The organism is Streptomyces alboflavus (assembly GCF_000716675.1).
Taxonomy (GTDB): Bacteria; Actinomycetota; Actinomycetes; order Streptomycetales; family Streptomycetaceae; genus Streptomyces; species Streptomyces alboflavus.
In genome coordinates, this window is the sequence record NZ_JNXT01000015.1 from 1 (window position 1) to 17,020 (window position 17,020).

The following is a 17,020-nucleotide window of genomic DNA, read 5'->3' on the forward strand; positions in this document are numbered from 1 at the left end:
GCCCCCGACACCGCCCCCACCCCCCTCGTCCGTGCCCTCTGCGACGACCTCGCCACCGTCCTCGGCACCCCCGTCGACCCCGCCGACCTGCACCCCCGCCACGACGGCGCGGCGGCGCCCCTGCTCGGCCTGGTGGGCGTGGCCGCCGCCGGGCCGCGCCAGGTCGCCTGCCGGCTGCTCGCCGAGTGGGTGCGGGCCGGCACGGCCGAGCGCGGGGAGCAGCCCGAGCTGTGGGGCCCGTCGGCGGTCGACATCGCCACCCTCCGGCTCGGCGGCGAACGGCTCCTTCCGGGCCTCACCCTCACCCCGCTGCCGTCCGGGCTCGCGCCGCGCGAGGCCGTGGAGCGCCTGCTGCCGACCGTCGCCGAACTCCTCGGCGCCATGCGCGGGGTGGCCCTGGTCGACCGCACCCGGGCCACCACCGTGCCGGGCTGGTCGGCCCGGCTGCGGCTGCTCGCCGAGTACGACGCGCTCGGCCCGGCCGCGGCGGCCACCGGCGACCCGGGCGCCTGGGTGATCGCCGCCCACCACCTGGCAGCGTCGGCGTTCGTGTCCGAGGCGGCCGAGGGCAGCGTCTGGGCCCAGCTGATGGCGGCGGTGCGCACGCACGCCGTGCGCGCCCTCGCCGAGCTGGGGGAGGCCAGGGAGGGCGAGGGCGAGCTGGACCGCAGGGGCTCCGCCGACTTCACCGCGCTCGTCGACATGGAGCGCAGCGTGACCCTCGACGGGTATCCGGCGCGCTCCGGCAACGTCCTCCAAGTCGTACGGCTGCCGCGGGAACACGCAGGACGGACGGAGAAGGCCCTGGTGCTGCTCGCCCCGAGGAGCGGCGGATGAACGTCCTGCCGCTCTACGTGCTCGCCGACCGGTCCGGGTCCATGGCGGAGACCGCCGGGTCCGTCACCGCGATCGAGGTGGTGAACACCGTCCTGCGCGAACTCCTCGCGCGGCTCGCGAAGGACCCCACGATCCGGCGTGCGGTCCGGCTCTCGGTGATCTCCTTCGCCGAGGACGCCCGCGTGGACCTGCCGCTCACCAGCCTGTCGTCGACGACGGCCGTGCCCGACCTGGAGGCGTCCGGGCCGACGTCGTTCGCGGTGGTCTTCGAGGCCACCGCGCGGACCGTCGCGCACGACCTGGCCGCGCTCGGCCCCGCGGCGCGACCGCCGCTGGTGTTCATGCTCACCGACGGCCGCCCCACCGCCCACCGCGACCGCTCCGGAGGCTGGTACGCGGAGCATCAGGCGCTCCTCGCCAGCGCAGGCGCGGGGCGGCGGGTCCTGCTCGTGCCCTACGGCTACGGCCGCGTGGACCCCCGCACCCTCGCGTCGATCGCCGCCGACCCGAGCGCCGCGTACCTCGCGGGCCGCAGCGACTCGCCCGCGCAGGCCATCGAGCGCTTCGCCGAGCTGGTCTTCGGCTCCGTGGCGCGCAGCGTGGCGATGGACTCCGAGCAGGTGGTGCCGCCGCCGGGGACGGTGCGGCCCTACGTCGAGGACTACTGATCGAGGACTGCGGACCGAGGGCTACTGACCGAGGACTGCTCACCGAGAACTGCTCACCGAGAACTGCTGATCGAGGACTTCTGACCATGGACGAGGACCACTGACCATGTCCGACTTTCCGGCTGTCGACGCCATGGACCAACCCTGGTACGAGCCTCCGCTGTTCACCGGCGACGCGGAGGCCGCGCTGCCGCTGCTCGCGTACGACGGCGGGCAGACGGGCGCGGTCACGGTGCGGGCGGGCGCGGCGGCCGCCGAGACCTGCCGTCCCCGGGACAACTGCAACGACGCCTTCGCCCTGTGGTCCGACGCGGCGACCGGCATCTGCTTCCTGGCCGTCGCGGACGGCGTGGGCCGCTCGGAGGCCGCGGGCCGCGCCGCCCGCGCCGCCGCCCGGGTCGCGGTGACGGCGTTCCGCGCGCAGTGGCTCCCGGCGCCGGGCCTGTCCGGCGACCACCTCGCGGACCGGGTGCGCGAGACGGTCGCCGACGTGGCGGTCACCCTCGACTCGCTGTCCCGGCGGCGCGCCGGCGGCGGGCACGAGCACGGTGAGTACCGCACGACGCTCGTCGTGGCAGCGCTTCCGACCCGGATCCCGCCCGGCGGCGGCGTCGCGGCGGTGGTCGCCCGGGTGGGGGACTCCACCGCGTGGCGGCTGCGCCCCGGCTTCCTCGCGCCCGTCTTCCCCGGCCGGGCCGAGGACCTCACGCCCACCGCCGCCCTGCCCGGCAACTACGCGGCCCTGCAGATCCAGGTCCTCGACCTCGGCGACGGCGAGGTGCTCGCCCTGACCACCGACGGGCTCGCGCGCGACGGCCGCGACGAGCAGGTGCGGGCCTTCCTGGGGCGGCTCTGGGCGACCCCGCCGACCCCGCTGGAGTTCCTCGGCTCGCTGGCCGTGCGGCGCAACGACCGCAGCGACGACCGGGCCGCCGCGGTCGCCTGGCTCGGCCACCACGAGGCGGGGCCCGACGGCACGTTCGGCTCCGGCACGGGGTGAGGGCCGTTGGACGTGAACCTCGGCTGGTGGCTCGTGCTCGTTGTCGCCGCCGCCCAGCTCCTCGCCGAGGTGGTGCGCCGCGCGATGGACGGGGCGGCGGCCGACGCGGTGCGGTTCGCCGCTGCCGCCGCGGAGTTGCGGCGGCGCGCGGACACCGGCGGCGGCACCACGCGGGGCGTGGAGCTTGCCGGACACGCCCACAGGCTGCGCGGCCTGCGGTGGCGGGCCCGGCGCCGCCGCGCCGCCGGGTGGCTGCTCCTCACTGCGGTGTGGGCGGGCAGCCAGGCGGCGTGCTGGCTGTGGGACGTCAACGCGCGCTGGCCCGAGCCGAGGCGCTGGGACGAGGACGTCGTCGGCGGCCTCGCGCTCGGCGGCCCGGCCGTCCTGCTGCTCGCGCTGTGGGCGACGGCCCGGATCGCCGGGCAACCCGCGGCCCTCGACCGGTCGGTGGCCTTCCTCGTGTACGTGGCGGTGGGCGCACTGCTCATCGCGGGACCCGCGGGGGCGGACGACGCGGCCGAGGGCACGACGGCGAGCGTCGTCGTGATCGCGGTGTCTCCGCTGGTACGCCGGGTCGTGGCGACGGTGCCGCGGCGCGCGGGCCCGGTGCCGCTCGACGTGGACGCCACGGCCCTGGTGGACACGATCGACCCGCCCGCGCGGCTCGCACCGCAGGCGACACCGGTCGGGGTCCGGCCCGGCACCCCGCCCCCGGGCGCGTCCGTGCGCCGGTCCGACACCCTGCCCGACATCCCGCTCGGGTCCCTGGCGCCCACGCACCGCATGCCCCTGGTGTCCCCGGGACCCACGCCCACGAAGCCGCTCAGGACACCGGAGCACAGCCGGTCACGGCCGGGCTTCGGACCCGCCCCGCCCGCCCACGGCTACCCGATGATCGACCTCGTGCCCGGGGCAGGCCTGTGGAAAGGAGACCCTCCGCCCGGGGCGCCGCCGCACATCCGCCGGGCCCGCGCCGCCGGGTCCGCCGAGCAGTTCCTGTTCAAGCAGTTCGACGAGGAGAGCGCGGCGGGCGCACCGGCCGGGGGAGAGCGGCAGCGCAATCCCGTCCGCGCCCTCGCCCCGTACCGCGAACTCCTGTCCCGGGTCGGCACGTTGCCCACGCCCCGGCGCCGCACCGCCGACCGCGTCCTGCTGTGGCCGCGCGCGGTCGTCGGCGACGGCGAGCGGGCCGTCGGCGTCCTGTACCCGCCGCTCGCGGCCCCGTTCCTGCTCCGCGAGGGCGGCGCGCAGACCGGCGACCACCTCCTGGCCGAGGAGCCGGACTACGTCGGCTGCCAGGTGCCCTCGTCCCTCCAGCGCGCCCAACTCCTCCTCGACGTGGTGTCGGCCCACGCCCTGCTGCACGCGATGGGGCTCGCGCACGGCGACACCAACTGGAAGAACTTCGTGTACGGCGTCGAGGCGGGCCGGGGGCGCGGACGCCTCATCGACATCGACAGCGTCACGCCCCTGGACGACCCGCGCCCCGTCCTGATGCACCAGCCGGACTGGGGCGACGACCCGCGCATGCCGCCCCTGGTCCGCGACGTCCACCGGGTGGCGCTGCTCGTGGCGCGCCTCGCCGGGCCCGTACCGGACTGGGACGCGCGGCAGCCGCCCGCCCAGGGCGAGTTCTGGTTCACGCCGTGGCTCGGGCAGCTCACCCGGGCCGCCCTGGCACGGCCGGAGGAGGCCACGGCGGAGGAGTTCGCCGACGCGCTGACGGAGGCGCTGCGGGGCCGGGGGTGAGGGGCGGCGCGGTGCGGCCGGGGCCGAACGGTGGCGCCGGGCGGCCGGTTCGAACGGCGGCACCACGCGGCCGGGGCTGAACCAGGAGCCCCGCACTCACCGTTCCGGCACCCGCACCCCCACCCGCTCCCACGCGTCGAGCACGGCCCGGTGCTCGACGCTCCCCTCGCCGTACCTGCTCACGGCCGCCACCGTCGTGAAGCGCGCCCAGTCCTCGAAGAGCAGAGCCCTGCCGACCGCGTGCACGGTCAGCGCGTCCCACCAGATCATCCCGGCGCGCTGCCACGCGTACCCGCCGAGGCGCTCGGCGACGAGGTAGAACGCATGCCCGGGGATGCCGCTGTTGATGTGGACGCCGCCGTTGTCGCGGCCCGTGCGGACGTAGGCGTCCATGGTCGCCGCCTGCGGATCCTTGCCGAGGGCGGCGTCGTCGTACGCGGTGCCGGGTGCTTTGAGGGAGTGCAGCCCGACGCCCCGGACGCCCGGTGCGAGCAGGCCCGCGCCGACCACCCAGTCCGCCTCCTCGACGCCGAGGCCCGCGGAGTACTGCTGGACGAGCTGCCCGAAGACGTTGCGGAGCGAGACCGCGAGCGCACCGCTCTGCCCCGCGTGGGAGAAGAGCCCCATCATCTCGCGCACCCCCATCCAGATGCCGCCGGCGACGACGTCCAGGCACTGGCTGAACCGCCCGAAGGTCTGGCCGTCCCCGTCGCCGAGGACCAGCAGCTCCCCGTTCCAGTACAGGTTGGTGAAGCCGTCGCCGTAGTGCACGACCGCGGTCATGGGCCGCCGGACCAGGGGGTCGCGGCCCAGGACGGCACGCGCGAAGGCCGAGGTGGCGAGCATCGCGTCGTACGCCTCGTCCACCACCGGGTCGCCCGTCGGCGGCTGTCCGGTGCGCCGGGCCACGGCGAGTCCCGTGGTCTCGCGGCTGTGCCCGGCGTCGTACACGACGTGGTCGGCGTCCTCGGTGGCGGCGGGCGCCGCGGTCGGCGGCTCGGGTGCGGGCTCTGTGACGAGGCGCGCCACGTCCTGTGGGGCGAGGCGCGCCTGGAGCGCGAGCGGGACGACGCCCTGGAGCAGCCAGGTGAGCGCGCCGGTCTCCTCGACGGGCGCCGGGTGCGAGCCGTCGAGCAGCCCCGTGGCCTCGCGGACGAGCTCCGGCGGGATGCGCGCCATCGCGGCGACCTCTTCGAGCGCCCGCACCAACTGGCGTACGGCCCCGCTGAGGAGCCGGTCCCGGGCGGCGTCGCCGAGGCCGCCCGCCGCCAGCACGGGGGCGATCTCCAGGGCCTCGTACCCCTGGTGCACGGCGACGAAGGCCGCGCTGCCGCGCCTGCGGGCGATGATCGCGGCCTGCTCGTCCCACGCGGTCCGCGACAGCGTGGGCGCCGTCCAGTGGCCGGTCTGCCGGAAGTAGGCGACGGCCGCGCTGTTCCTGGCCAGCTCGGCGTAGATGAGGCGGGCGGCGGTGCGGGTGTTGCTGCGGTGGCTCAGCACCGCGCCGCCCCCGCCGAGCAGGCCGCCGCCCACGGTGGCGATGACGGTGCTGATCAGACCGCTGTCCATGTTCCGGCCTCCCCCGACGTGCCCGGCCCCTGGACGCATCATCGGGGCGCGGCGGAGGGCGGCCAAGACATCGGGGCGTCCGGTGGCGATGAGTTTCGACCGGAGCGAGGGTCAGTACAGACAAGACAGCCAAGCGAGGGTCCCCGCGGACGGCAGGAGAGCGCCATGCCCAAGATCACGCCCAACCTCTGGTTCGACACCCAGGCTCTGGAGGCCGCCGAGTTCTATGTGTCCGTCTTCCCGAACTCCAAGGTCACGAACGTGACGTACTACGGCGAGGCGGGACCCCGCGAGGCCGGCACGGTCCTCACGGTCGAGTTCTCCCTGGACGGCCAGGACTACACCGGCATCAACGGCGGACCCGAGTTCACCTTCGACGAGGCCGTCTCCTTCCAGATCGGCTGCGCCGACCAGGAAGAGGTCGACCACTACTGGACCCGGCTGACCGCCGACGGCGGCCAGGAGAGCCAGTGCGGCTGGCTGAAGGACAAGTACGGCCTGTCCTGGCAGGTCGTCCCCGACGAGCTCGGCGCGCTGATGACCGACCCCGACCCGGAGCGGGCGCAGCGGGCCATGGCGGCGATGCTCAAGATGCAGAAGCTCGACGTGGCGGCACTGCGCGCGGCGGCCGACGGCGCCTAGGGCCTGTCCGATGGGGGCGGGCCCTGGGCCGCCCCGGTCCCGAGGAGCAGATCGAGGCCGTGCTCGAAGCGGCCGTCGAAGGACGGGTCGCGGAAGTACGGTGCGAGGCGGCGCAGCGACGGGTACGCGCCCGACTCCAGCGACCGGCCGAGGCGCGGGTCGATCGAGTCCGGCAGCGACTGCTCCTCCTGCGTCAGGCCGAGGACGAAGTACAGCAGGCTCCAGGCCGTCCACGCCGCCTCGCGCTCGCGGGCCGGGCCTGCCGGGTCCGTGGCCGGATCCGCTGAGCCCGCCGGATCCGGCGGGTTCGACGGGTTCGTCCGGTCCGCCTGGAGGCCCGCCAACAGCGCCGTCGTGAGCGTTTCGGCGAAGCGGAGCGTGGCGGGCTCGGCCGCGTAGGTGCCCGCCACGATGCGCGCGCCGTCCCGGTGCGCGAGCAGCGCGCTCCGGTAGCGGCGCATGAGTTCACGCGCCCGCGCCAGCCACTCGTCCGGCAGCCCGTCGAGGGAGATCTCGGCGACGATCGCGTCGGCCATCAGCTCCAGGAGCCTGGTCTTGGTCTTGGCGTGCCACAGCACCGTGTTCATCCGCACGCCCAGGCGCTCCGCCGTCGCCCGCACCGAGAGCCCGTCGGCGCCCTTGTCGGCGAGCACGTCGAGAGCCGCGCGCGCCACGGCACCGGGCGTGAGCCCCGCGCGGTGGCCGCTCTCGGTCCGGGCGGCCGTCCCTTGCTTTTTGGTCACTGACCTAGTCTACTGACGCCCAGGAGACTTGGTCACTGACCAAGAGTGAGATGAAGGGGAGGCCCGTGCACACGATGCACGCAGCAGCAGCGACCCGCGGAAACCGGCGGCACCCGCACGTCCTCATCGCCGGAGCGGGCCCCGTGGGCCTCTGGCTCGCGGCCGAACTGCGCCTGGGCGGCGTGCCGGTGACCGTCCTGGAACAGCGCGCCACGCCGTCCCCGCACTCCAAGGCCCTCACCGTGCACCCCCGCACCCTGGAGGTCCTGGCGTGCCGCGGCATCGTCGAGCCGTTCCTCGCCGAAGGCGTGCGCCTGCCCGACGGGCACTTCGCCGCCCTCGACCACCGCCTCGACTTCGGCGTCCTCGACACGCCGTACCCGTTCACGCTCGCCCTGCCGCAGGCCCGCACCGAAGCGCTCCTGGAGCAGCACGCGCGCGCCGCCGGCGCCGACATCCGGCGCGGCCACCGCCTGACGGGCCTGACCGAGCACGCGACGGGCGTGCGTGTCGACGTCGAGGGCCCGAGCGGCCCGTACGAGACGGAGGCGGCGTACGTCGTCGGCTGCGACGGCACCCGCAGCACCGTGCGCGACGCGGCGGGCATCGGCTTCCCCGGCAGCGACGCCACGGTGTGGGGCTGGCTCGGCGACGTCGTTCTGGACGCGCCGCTCACCCGGCCCGTCCTCAGTGTGTCGACGCCGCGGGGCGGACTGCTCTGCGTGCGCCTGCCCGGCGGCATCCACCGCTTCGTCGGCCACACGCCGGAGGATCAACAGCAGGGCTGGCCAGGGGAGTTGACCTTCGAGGAGCTGCGGGCGAAGGTCCTGCGGATCAACGGCGACGACTTCGGCATGCGCGACCCGCGCTGGCTCTCACGGTTCGGGAACGCGGCACGGCAGGCGGAGACGTACCGCAAGGGCCGGGTGCTGCTCGCGGGCGACGCCGCGCACATGCACTTCCCGGCGGGCGGGGTAGGCCTCAACGTCGGGGTGCAGGACGCGGCCAACCTCGGCTGGAAGCTCGCCGCGACCGTGCGCGGCGACGCCCCGGACGGGCTCCTCGACACCTATCACGCCGAACGGCACCCGGTCGGCGTCGAGTTGATCGAGACCACCCGCGCTCAGACCGCCCTGATGGCGGCGTACTCCGGCGACGGGGCCGCCCTGCGCGATCTGCTCAGCGGCGCCATCGCCGCCGTACCGGAGTTCTCCCGGCGGCTCGCCGAGGGGCTCTCGGGTCTCTCGGTGGCGTACGCGGCCGCATCGGGCAGTCACCCGCTCACCGGGCGGCGCGCCCCGAACCTGCGACTCGCGGGCGGGCGCGCCCTGTTCGACCTGCTGCGCCCGGGCCGCCACGTCCTCCTCGACCTCGACGGCGCCGGGCACGCCGATGGCCCCTCGCCGGACGCCGTCGTCCACGAGGGGCCCCTGGCCGAGGCCCACCCCGACTGGGTCGGGGTGGGCTCGGCGCTGATCCGGCCGGACGGGCATGTGGCGCGGATCCGGGTCTGATGATGCGTCAGCCGAAGGCGCCGATCTGGTGTGACGGCTCGTCAGCCAGAAGCGACCGGCCCGGCATGACGGTCCGTCAGCCGAAGGCGACCGAGCTGGTCTTGTTGTCGAACCCGATGGTCGCCAGGTCCGCCACGTCCCCGTTGATCACCTTCGACTCGCCCTTGCAGTTCGCCTTCGACCAGAGCTTCAGCGAGCCGCTCGCCGAGATGGAGGACGCCACCTTCGGGCGCGCCACGTTCTGGCAGCCCTCGCCCGCCACGCCCTGCGCGACGCCGTCGCCGGGGAAGTTGGCGTCGTCGAAGAGGATCGCGCTGGTGGCGGGGGCCGCGGCCTGGCCGCCGCCCGCCTGGCCATTACCCTCGCCGGTGCCCGTGTCGCCGCCGCCCTCCTCGGCGCCCGTGCCGCCGCCCGCGGGCTGCCCCGACTTCTGTCCCTCCGGTGTCACGCCGAACCAAGTGCCGCCCACGCCCTGGCCGTTGGTGTCGCCGGGCTTGGTGTCCTTGCTGAAGCGGTAGACGGGCCAGCCGCCGATCGTCACCTGGCGCGTGCCGTCGTCCCGCTTGATGACGCCGACGGCCGACGGCTTCACCCCGTCGACGAAGATCTTGCCGCCCGGGTCCACCAGGACGGGGGGCCAGGTGGTGGCGCAGGCGCCGGCGCAGTTCGACTTGGACGGCTGCGCGGTGTCCTTGTCGAAGCGGTAGAGGGTGAAGCCCGAGCCATTTACCACGACCGGGTTCAGGTCGCTCGCCCGGCCCGCCGACAGCTGGACCCACTTGCGCTGCACGGGCTTGGTGGCGGGCTTGCCCGGAGGGTTGGCCCAGTCGCCGGTGCGCCGCTGGGCGTTGTTCTGCTCGGCGGTGCCCGAGCGCAGCGACAGGTCCATGGCGCCGTCGCCGCCGCCCGACTGGCCGTCGGCGGCCGGGGCGTTGGACGCGGGGGCCTCGCCCGCGGCCTTCGAGTCGCCGCCGTCGTCACCGCCGCCACACGCGGTCAGGAGCAGCACGCCCGCCGCTGCGAAGGACGTGAGGAGCATGGCCGGCCGGGTGTTCTTGCTGAACATGAGAGGTCTCCTAGGGATGTCGTCGCTCGGTCGCCCGGGCTTTCGCGGGCCTTCGAGGCGTGAGTACGGGCGCCGTGCTCACGCCCGTTCAGCCTCCTGGGGGCTGTGACCAAACCGAGACAATGTCTAAGCTAGGAGCGAGTCCTGAAGTTGCGCTTGCCGGACCGGCCGCCCGACTCCCCAGGGGTCCCCTCCGGCCTCTCGCGATACAGGCAGGCCACAGCTGTCACCGCCGAGGTCCCCGCGAGCAGCGGCCAGCCGATCCCGTGGTGCAGAACCAGCCAGGCGCCGGGCAGTGCACCCGCGACCATCGCGAGGGTCGCGCCGATCCGCCGGACGGCTAGCCGGTCCGCGCCGCCCGCGAGCCGGGACTCGACGGCGAGCCCGGTGAGCGTGCGCGTCAGCACGGTCGTGGTCAGGTCCGGGACGTTGAGCTTCAGGACGGTGCCGTTGCGCAGTCCCATCGCGAGGGCGAGCAGCGCGATCAGTACGTACGTGGCGTCGGCGGCCCCCGCGAACGCCAGGACGGTCGTGACGCCGAGCAGCACCGCCTCGCCGACGAGGGCGGCCCGCACCCACGGCACCCGGCGCCGCCCCCGGAACGCCCGCGCGAGCCGCCCCGCCCCGGCCGCGCCCACCAGGAACGCGCCGAGCGACACCAGTGACCCGGTGACGGAGAACCCGGGCGCCCCGGCCGCGGCGAAGCCGATGACGACGACGTTGCCGGTCATGTTCGCCGCGAAGACCCGGCCGAGCCCGAGGAAGGTGACGGCGTCCACGAAGCCGCTGACCGCGGTGAGCGCGAAGAGGACCAGGGCGAGGGGGTGCCGATTGCCGACCCGCGGCCCGGGTGTCTCGGCGCCCGCTTCCGTCGTTCCCGGCTGATCGTTCGTCATGCGGCCAGCCTCTCAAGGGAGCGGGGTGCGTCGAGGCCGTGACGAGGCCGGGCCCACCGGAACCCACCCGGAACGCCGCGCGTGGCTACAGGTCACCAACTCCCCGCGCCCAGGCCGCCCACTACCTCCTCCCCGCACGCCCCTTCCCCCCTACTGGAACACGTTCTACTCTGGCCGCCGTCAAGCCGCAGCGCCTCGGCAGGGTCGGGCGCAGGGACGACAGGAGGGCCCGTGCACCTCGAATACACCCCCGAGCAGCAGCGGTTGCGCACCGAACTGCGCACGTACTTCGCCGAGCTCGTGCCCGGCCGCGCGTACACCCGCTATGCCGAGCCTGCCGCGCAGAAGCGGTTCTACCGCGAGACGATCCGCCGCCTGGGAGCCGACGGCTGGCTGGGCGTCGGCTGGCCGGAGGAGTTCGGAGGCCGCGGGCTGACGCCGATGGAGCAGTTCATCTTCTTCGACGAGGCGGCGCAGGCCGGGGTGCCGTTGCCGCTCATGGCCCTGAACACCGTGGGCCCGACGCTCATGCGGTACGGCACGGACGAGCAGAAGGCGTACTTCCTGCCCCGGATCCTGTCCGGCGAGATCGACTTCGCGATCGGCTACAGCGAGCCGGACGCGGGCACCGATCTGGCGGCGCTCAAGACCCGTGCGGTCCGGGAGGGCGACGAGGAGACCGGGCACTACACGGTCGACGGCCAGAAGATCTGGACGACCAACGGCGACACCGCGGACTGGGTGTGGCTCGCGGTGCGCACCGACCCCGACGCGCCGCCGCACCAGGGCATCACCATGCTGCTCGTGCCGACGTCCGACCCCGGCTACTCCTGCACCCTCATCAACACCCTCGCCTCGCACGACACCACGGCGAGCTACTACGAGAGCATCCGCGTGCCCGTCTCCCGCCGCGTCGGCGAGGAGAACAAGGGCTGGCGCCTGATCACCAACCAGCTCAACCACGAACGCGTCACCCTCGCCGCCCACGGCACGATGGCGATCCGCGCCCTGCACGACGTCCAGCGCTGGGCCGCCGAGACCAAGCTCGCCGACGGCCGCCGCGTCATCGACCTGCCCTGGGTGCGCCGCCGTCTCGCCCAGACCCACACCAAGCTCGACGCGATGAAGCTCCTCAACTGGCAGATGGTGAACGCCGTCCAGGACGGCACCCTCACCCCCCAGGACGCGTCCGCCGTCAAGGTCTACGGCTCCGAGGCCCGCCGCGACGCCTACGCCTGGCTCATGGAAGTCATCGCCGCCGCAGGCGCCTTGAAGGAGGCCTCGGCAGGATCCGTCCTCCACGGCGAACTGGAACGCGGCTACCGCTCGGCGGTCATCTTCACCTTCGGCGGCGGCAACAACGAGATCCAGCGGGAGATCATCTCGTGGATCGGCTTGGGGATGCCGCGGGTGCGCCGCTGACACGACGCCACCGGCCGGCCGGGCGCCACACCCTCGGCCCGACTTGCGAGCGCGAGGGCCCGCACGCGACCCTCCTGGGAACAGCCACGAGCGGGCGCGGGGGCGAAGAGATGGCGTGGTGGAAGAGGAAGGCTCGGGTGCCGGACGTCTGCTGCCAGGTGTGTCAGGGGACGCTGCCGACGGGTTCGGTCATCGCGGGCATCAAGACCGTCCACGTGACTGAGCAGCGGACCAGGGCCGTCGGGCGCCTGTGCGCGGCCTGTTGGCAGCGCCACCAGTCCCTTGAGGCCGAGGCCGAAGCCCGGTTCCGGCGCGAGCATCCGGTCGAGGAGGTGTGCGCTCGGCTGGTCGACCTCGATGTCGACGTGCGCGCCCTGGCGGCAGAGCAACTGGCGCGTCTCGGCGATCGGAGAGCGGTGACCGATCTGTGCGGGGCCCTCGGGCGGGAGACGTCTCCCAGGGCGTTCGAGAACATCGCCGCCGCGCTGGGCGCATGTGGCGGCCCCGAGGCGCAGGAGGCGCTGATCGCCGTTCTGCACGACAGTAACGCCTGGTCGAGACCGGATCATGGCGATGACTACGGCCGATCTCGTGTCGACATGGTCGCCGGTTCCCTGGTGAAGATGGGTGGATCGACGCTGTTCGTCCGGGCCGTGCTCGACACGTTGACCTCTGGCGCCGCGAGCCCGGACGTGAGGACACGCGTCGCACAGGAGCTGTCGGACATTGCCTATCGCTCCACTGGGAGCCTCGGCCTGACGCCGTGGCTCGCCGAGAAGCTGTCCCACGCTGACCGAGAGTCGATGTTCGAGCCCCTGCGTGCGGCCCTGCACGACACCCACGCGCCGGTTCGACGCCACACGGCCATGGCTCTGGGGCACCTCGGCGACGCGCGTGCGGTGGAAGACCTGACCGTCCTGCTCGACGACGAGAACGACCACGTGCGCCACGCCGCCGCACAGGCGCTGGCGAAGCTGACGGGATGACGGGGCCGCGCCGCGACGGTTGCCCAGGACACGACATCACACAGACGTCGACGTGTCGGTGGGGCGGCATGCGGCTCAGGGTGAGTTATTTCCAAAGCCCGGACGGTCGAGCGGCAGAGGTCTACTGTTTCCCTCTCGGTGATCAAGGGGGCGAGGATGCGGACGACGTCGTTGCGTAAGGGCGAGAACACCGGGTTGACCATGACGCCGGTGGTGCTGGACGTGTCGGTTCAAGGCCTGACCGCGGACGTCTGCGCACTGTTGCTCGGCGCGGACAGCAAGGTTCGCAGCGACGACGACTTGGTCTTTTACAACCACCCGTCTCAAGACGGCGTGTCGGTCGCCGGCTCGGCGGTCACGGTCGATCTCGTACGCGTGCCCGCCGACGCGGAACGGGTGCTCGTTGTGGCGAGCACCGATCCGCTGCATCCGGGCGCGGTCTTCACCCGTGCTCCGAGTGTGGCGATCACCCAGGCAGGCGCGAAGGCCAAGTCGTTCACTCCGCCGGACTTCACGTCCGGCGAGACGGTCGTGGTGCTCGCGGAACTCTACCGACGGGACGCCGGCTGGAAGATCCGTGCCGTGGGACAGGGCTATGCCTCCGGGCTGGCCGGTCTCGCGACCGACTACGGTGTCGACGTCGACCCCGAGCCCGCCGCGACTCCCGTACCGCTGCCCACCCAAGGGCGGCGGAACCCGGGCCCCGCAGGGACCCCGGCGAGCCTGCCGAAGGTCGAGCGGCTTGCCCCCGGACTGCTGTCTCCGGCACGCCAGGCCGGCAAGGCCCTCGCGGACCGGGGCATTGGGAACCCGCGTGCGGCGGTGTACCTGATCCTCGACCACGACTGGCACATGGAAACGCTGTACGAGTCGTTCGCCGTGCAGGCCTTCGCCGAGCGGGTACTGGCGCTGTCGGCCAACCTTGACGACGACGGCACCGTGCCCGTGCTCTTCTCCAGCGGAGAGGAACCCTTCCTGGAGGAGATCCGCCTCGACAACTACCGCGGGCGCATCGGGCGGTTGCACACCCAGGTCGACTGGGGATGGGGCAACGTCGCTGAGGCCATGCGCCGCGCGGTCGGCCACTACCAGGAGTCCGGCGCCGCCGACCCCGCCTTCGTCGTGACCCAGGTCGGTGCCGAACCCTGGGACAAGGCAGAGGTCCGCTCCCTTCTGCAGAACACCGCGTCACTCGGCGTCTTCTGGCTGTTCGTCGGGTTCGGGCGCGGCAAGCTCGCCTTCTACAAGAACCTCAACGCGTCCACTTCCGTGACCTTCAGCAACGTCGCGTTCTACGACGCGGGCAAGAACCCGGGAGCGGTACCCGACGAGAAGTTCTACGCCGATCTCGTGGACGCCTTCGGCGGCTGGTTGCGGCGTTGAGCCTCCCTGACCGGCCGGTGGCCCGAAGGAGAAGGCGTCGACCCCCGCCCCCCAGGGAAGCCTGCCCGTGATCGTGATCGTGATCGTGATCGTGACGGGTCGTCGTCGAAGGAGAACCACCCTATGCGCACCCTGACGTTCGTCGTCGGTACCGGCCGTAGTGGGTCGACCGCGTTGTCCGGGATCGTCAACGCGCATCCGGATGTGCTGAGTCTCAACGAGCTGCTGTCGTCGGTGCAGAGCCGGGGGTTTCCGGAGGGGGTGTTCGGGGGTGGGGAGTTCTGGCGGCTGCTGGCCGAGCCCAATCCGCTGTTCGAGAGGATGATCCGGAACGGCGTACCGATGCCGGAGTTCGTCTATCCGCGGCGGCCCGGGCGCTTCGCGACGGAGACGACCGGGATTCCCGCGCTGTCCCTGATGGTGCTCCCGCACCTGACCGACGACCCGGACGGGCTCTTCGACGAGTTGGAGGGGGAGGTGTGCCGGTGGCCGGAGCGGACGGCCGCGGGGCACTACGAGGCGCTGTTCGACCTGTTGGGCGCGCGCTTCGGGCGCACGGTGGCCGTCGAGCGGTCCGGGTATTCGCTGGAGCGGGTGCCGCTGCTGCGCAAGGTGTTCCCGGAGGCGCGCTTCGTGCATCTGTTCAGGGACGGGCCCGACTGTGCCCTGTCCATGAGTCGGCACACGGGGTATCGGCTGATCTTCCTGCTGCGGGAGATTCTCTCGCGGACCGGCGCGGAGCGCGTCGAGAACCTGACGGAGGAGCAGGTCCGTTCGCTGCCACCCGAGTTGGCGCCCCTGCTGGGGGAGCGGTTCGACCCGGCCCTCGTACTGGACAGCGACCTGCCGCTGACCGGATTCGGCGCGCTCTGGTCGGAGCTGATCACCCAGGGCGTGGACCGGCTCGGCGAGGTGCCCGCCCCGCTGCGGACCACGCTCGGTTACGAGGACCTGCTCGACGACCCCCGCGCGGAGCTGACGCGGCTGGCCGACTTCATCGGCGTGGAGCCGCTCCCGCAGTGGCTCGACACCGGAGCCGCGCGCCTCGACGGCAGTCGGCGTGGCTCCTCCCTGCGGCTGCCCGCCGCCGAGCTCGCCGCGCTCCGGGAGCGTTGTGCTCCCGGAGCACGGGCCCTGGCGGACAGTCGGCAGTAAGGGGCGTGCGGCCCCGGTGCCGTGCGGTCGGCGCGGAGCGCCGGCTCAGGGGGTGTTGACGGAGAACACCACCCGCCTGCCCACGGTGGAGTTGATGCGTTCGTTGATGCCCCACAGCCGGTCCGTGGTCCAGGAGTAGGAGAGGTTCTGGGTGTAGACGGGGGCGGCCGTCATGACGTGCGGTGCGGTGTTCGCCCGTGCCTTGTGGATGCAGGAGTACGGGTCACTGGGCGTGCCGCCGCCCGAGCCCGTCGGGCAGGTGCCCGCCAGGTACCAGTTCGTGCCGTCGGTCGCCGCGCCCTGCATGGACCAGACCGGGGACGAGTACGCGGCCGACGCGGTGCCCTTGGGGAGCTTGGTCGTGGCGTCGAGCGGCCAGCGCACGACGCGGCCGCCCGCGGCGTCCTTCTTGTACTCGGCCGAGACGAGCGCGTCCTGGCCGCCGGTGCGGTCGAGGCTGAGGGAGTTCAGGCAGGGCGTGGTGCCCGAGGTGACGGAACAAGGGGTGTCGCCGGTGGTGGTCTGATACATCGCGACCATCGGGACGGCGTAGTTGTGCCACAGGCCCGACGAGGTCGTGCCGGAGACGCCCACCTCCTTGCCCTGCTTGGTGAGCTTCCAGATGTGGCGCAGGTCGTAGACCTGGAGGTAGCGGCCGTTGGCGACGAAGGCACGGTCGCCGTACCAGACGACACCGTCGACGTGATTGCGCGGGACGACGCGGAAGTCGCCGGTGCCGTCGGCCTTCCTGACGGGCTGGACGAGGAGCAGGTTGTGGTAGTTCGGTGCGGCGTTCTTCGCGTTCACCAGCGTGAGCCGGGCGTATTCGTCGCCGCGCCGCTTCGCCGGGTCGGGATTGCCCATGTCGGTGCTGTGGTGCCAGGTCACGGCGTGGGCGGGGACGCCCTTCCACTTGCCGTCGGCCGGAGCGCCGGAGTCGCTGTACGGCAGGGAGAGGCCCTGCGGGGTCCAGCCGCCCTCCGTCGCGTTCCAGCTGCTGGACCGGTCGTCCTCCTTCTTCCAGCAGTGGCCGCCGGGCTTGAGGCTCGCGGACAGGCCGGTGTCGTGGCACAGGCCCGCGATGCCGGTGCTGCCGCCCGTGTTGAGGACGGTGCTGACGTCGACGTTCTTGACGGCGCCGGTCCGCTCCACGGCCGCGACCGCGGCGTCCGTGCCGTCGGCGCCGCCCCCGGCGACGACCTGGTTGAGTCTGAACTGTGCGACGGTGGCGGGGTCCACCGCCCCGAACGGCATCGCGGCGGCGGCCGGCGGGGCGTTCACGAGCAGCGTGGCGACGACGGCCGCCGCGGATCCGGCCACGGTCAGTCGGGTGCTCCATACAGAGGTCATGCGGCGGACCCTATGCCGTTCCGCGCCCGCGTTCGATCAC

Annotated in this window: 15 protein-coding genes; 10 read left to right on the top strand and 5 right to left on the bottom strand. The window is 73.4% G+C overall.

Annotated elements, in window-relative coordinates:
• From OO63_RS13205 to OO63_RS13220, 4 genes are all read left to right on the top strand, one after another.
• A partial coding sequence (locus OO63_RS13205) for a hypothetical protein (protein WP_033264101.1) occupies positions 1-837 on the top strand: 837 nt, incomplete at its 5' end.
• A complete protein-coding gene (locus tag OO63_RS13210) occupies positions 834-1,505 on the top strand; it encodes a vWA domain-containing protein (protein WP_030357482.1) in 672 nt (223 codons plus the stop codon). The genes OO63_RS13205 and OO63_RS13210, both read left to right, overlap by 4 nt.
• A gap of 106 nt (positions 1,506-1,611) precedes the next feature.
• Positions 1,612-2,505, top strand: coding sequence for a protein phosphatase 2C domain-containing protein (locus OO63_RS13215; RefSeq protein ID WP_030357481.1), 894 nt, complete (start codon positions 1,612-1,614; stop codon positions 2,503-2,505).
• 6 nt (positions 2,506-2,511) lie between these two features.
• A complete protein-coding gene (locus OO63_RS13220; protein WP_030357480.1) occupies positions 2,512-4,254 on the top strand; it encodes a hypothetical protein in 1,743 nt (580 codons plus the stop codon).
• A gap of 96 nt (positions 4,255-4,350) precedes the next feature.
• Here OO63_RS13220 and OO63_RS42190 read toward each other — a convergent pair whose 3' ends face one another.
• Positions 4,351-5,823 (bottom strand): M4 family metallopeptidase, encoded by a 1,473-nt coding sequence (locus OO63_RS42190; RefSeq protein WP_051810823.1) that lies wholly within the window; start codon positions 5,821-5,823, stop codon positions 4,351-4,353.
• Between the two features lie 165 nt (positions 5,824-5,988).
• On the opposite strand from OO63_RS42190, the gene OO63_RS13230 reads away from it, so the two are divergent.
• Positions 5,989-6,465 (top strand): VOC family protein, encoded by a 477-nt coding sequence (locus OO63_RS13230; RefSeq protein WP_030357478.1) that lies wholly within the window; start codon positions 5,989-5,991, stop codon positions 6,463-6,465.
• Here the strand turns inward: OO63_RS13230 and OO63_RS13235 are convergent.
• Positions 6,462-7,208 (bottom strand): TetR/AcrR family transcriptional regulator C-terminal domain-containing protein, encoded by a 747-nt coding sequence (locus tag OO63_RS13235; protein ID WP_030357477.1) that lies wholly within the window; start codon positions 7,206-7,208, stop codon positions 6,462-6,464. The genes OO63_RS13230 and OO63_RS13235 overlap by 4 nt on opposite strands.
• 74 nt (positions 7,209-7,282) lie before the next feature.
• Between OO63_RS13235 and OO63_RS13240 the strand changes: the two genes are divergently transcribed.
• A complete protein-coding gene (locus tag OO63_RS13240; protein ID WP_051810838.1) occupies positions 7,283-8,722 on the top strand; it encodes an FAD-dependent monooxygenase in 1,440 nt (479 codons plus the stop codon).
• 76 nt (positions 8,723-8,798) lie between these two features.
• Here OO63_RS13240 and OO63_RS13245 read toward each other — a convergent pair whose 3' ends face one another.
• Together OO63_RS13245 and OO63_RS13250 are read right to left on the bottom strand one after the other, a co-directional pair.
• Complete coding sequence (locus OO63_RS13245; protein ID WP_030357475.1) at positions 8,799-9,788, bottom strand: hypothetical protein; 990 nt, start codon at positions 9,786-9,788, stop codon at positions 8,799-8,801.
• 131 nt (positions 9,789-9,919) lie between these two features.
• On the bottom strand, positions 9,920-10,684 hold the full coding sequence (locus OO63_RS13250) for a YoaK family protein (RefSeq protein WP_051810825.1): 765 nt from the start codon (positions 10,682-10,684) through the stop codon (positions 9,920-9,922).
• Between the two features lie 231 nt (positions 10,685-10,915).
• Here OO63_RS13250 and OO63_RS13255 point away from each other — a divergent pair, with 231 nt between their 5' ends.
• The 4 genes from OO63_RS13255 to OO63_RS13270 all read left to right on the top strand — a co-directional run bounded on the left by OO63_RS13255 (position 10,916) and on the right by OO63_RS13270 (position 15,630).
• A complete protein-coding gene (locus OO63_RS13255; protein ID WP_030357473.1) occupies positions 10,916-12,106 on the top strand; it encodes an acyl-CoA dehydrogenase family protein in 1,191 nt (396 codons plus the stop codon).
• Between the two features lie 137 nt (positions 12,107-12,243).
• The gene (locus OO63_RS13260) at positions 12,244-13,092 is read left to right on the top strand and encodes a HEAT repeat domain-containing protein (RefSeq protein WP_030357472.1); all 849 of its coding nucleotides are present in this window, start codon (positions 12,244-12,246) and stop codon (positions 13,090-13,092) included.
• Between the two features lie 156 nt (positions 13,093-13,248).
• Positions 13,249-14,475: a VWA domain-containing protein gene (locus tag OO63_RS13265; protein ID WP_030357471.1), complete on the top strand. Its 1,227-nt coding sequence runs from the start codon at positions 13,249-13,251 to the stop codon at positions 14,473-14,475.
• Between the two features lie 123 nt (positions 14,476-14,598).
• Positions 14,599-15,630, top strand: coding sequence for a sulfotransferase family protein (locus OO63_RS13270; protein ID WP_030357470.1), 1,032 nt, complete (start codon positions 14,599-14,601; stop codon positions 15,628-15,630).
• Between the two features lie 45 nt (positions 15,631-15,675).
• Here the strand turns inward: OO63_RS13270 and OO63_RS13275 are convergent, their stop codons facing one another.
• A complete protein-coding gene (locus tag OO63_RS13275; protein ID WP_063750401.1) occupies positions 15,676-16,980 on the bottom strand; it encodes a hypothetical protein in 1,305 nt (434 codons plus the stop codon).
• Positions 16,981-17,020: the final 40 nt, after the last annotated feature.

Bases quoted from the DNA above. Each gene is read 5' to 3' on its own strand.
- OO63_RS13240 (WP_051810838.1), top strand. From the start codon at position 7,283: ATGCACGCAGCAGCAGCGACCCGCGGAAACCGGCGGCACCCGCACGTC.
- OO63_RS42190 (WP_051810823.1), bottom strand. From the start codon at position 5,823: ATGGACAGCGGTCTGATCAGCACCGTCATCGCCACCGTGGGCGGCGGC.
- OO63_RS13250 (WP_051810825.1), bottom strand. From the start codon at position 10,684: ATGACGAACGATCAGCCGGGAACGACGGAAGCGGGCGCCGAGACACCC.
- OO63_RS13270 (WP_030357470.1), top strand. From the start codon at position 14,599: ATGCGCACCCTGACGTTCGTCGTCGGTACCGGCCGTAGTGGGTCGACC.
- OO63_RS13215 (WP_030357481.1), top strand. From the start codon at position 1,612: ATGTCCGACTTTCCGGCTGTCGACGCCATGGACCAACCCTGGTACGAG.
- OO63_RS13210 (WP_030357482.1), top strand. From the start codon at position 834: ATGAACGTCCTGCCGCTCTACGTGCTCGCCGACCGGTCCGGGTCCATG.
- OO63_RS13245 (WP_030357475.1), bottom strand. From the start codon at position 9,788: ATGTTCAGCAAGAACACCCGGCCGGCCATGCTCCTCACGTCCTTCGCA.
- OO63_RS13230 (WP_030357478.1), top strand. From the start codon at position 5,989: ATGCCCAAGATCACGCCCAACCTCTGGTTCGACACCCAGGCTCTGGAG.
- OO63_RS13275 (WP_063750401.1), bottom strand. From the start codon at position 16,980: ATGACCTCTGTATGGAGCACCCGACTGACCGTGGCCGGATCCGCGGCG.
- OO63_RS13265 (WP_030357471.1), top strand. From the start codon at position 13,249: ATGCGGACGACGTCGTTGCGTAAGGGCGAGAACACCGGGTTGACCATG.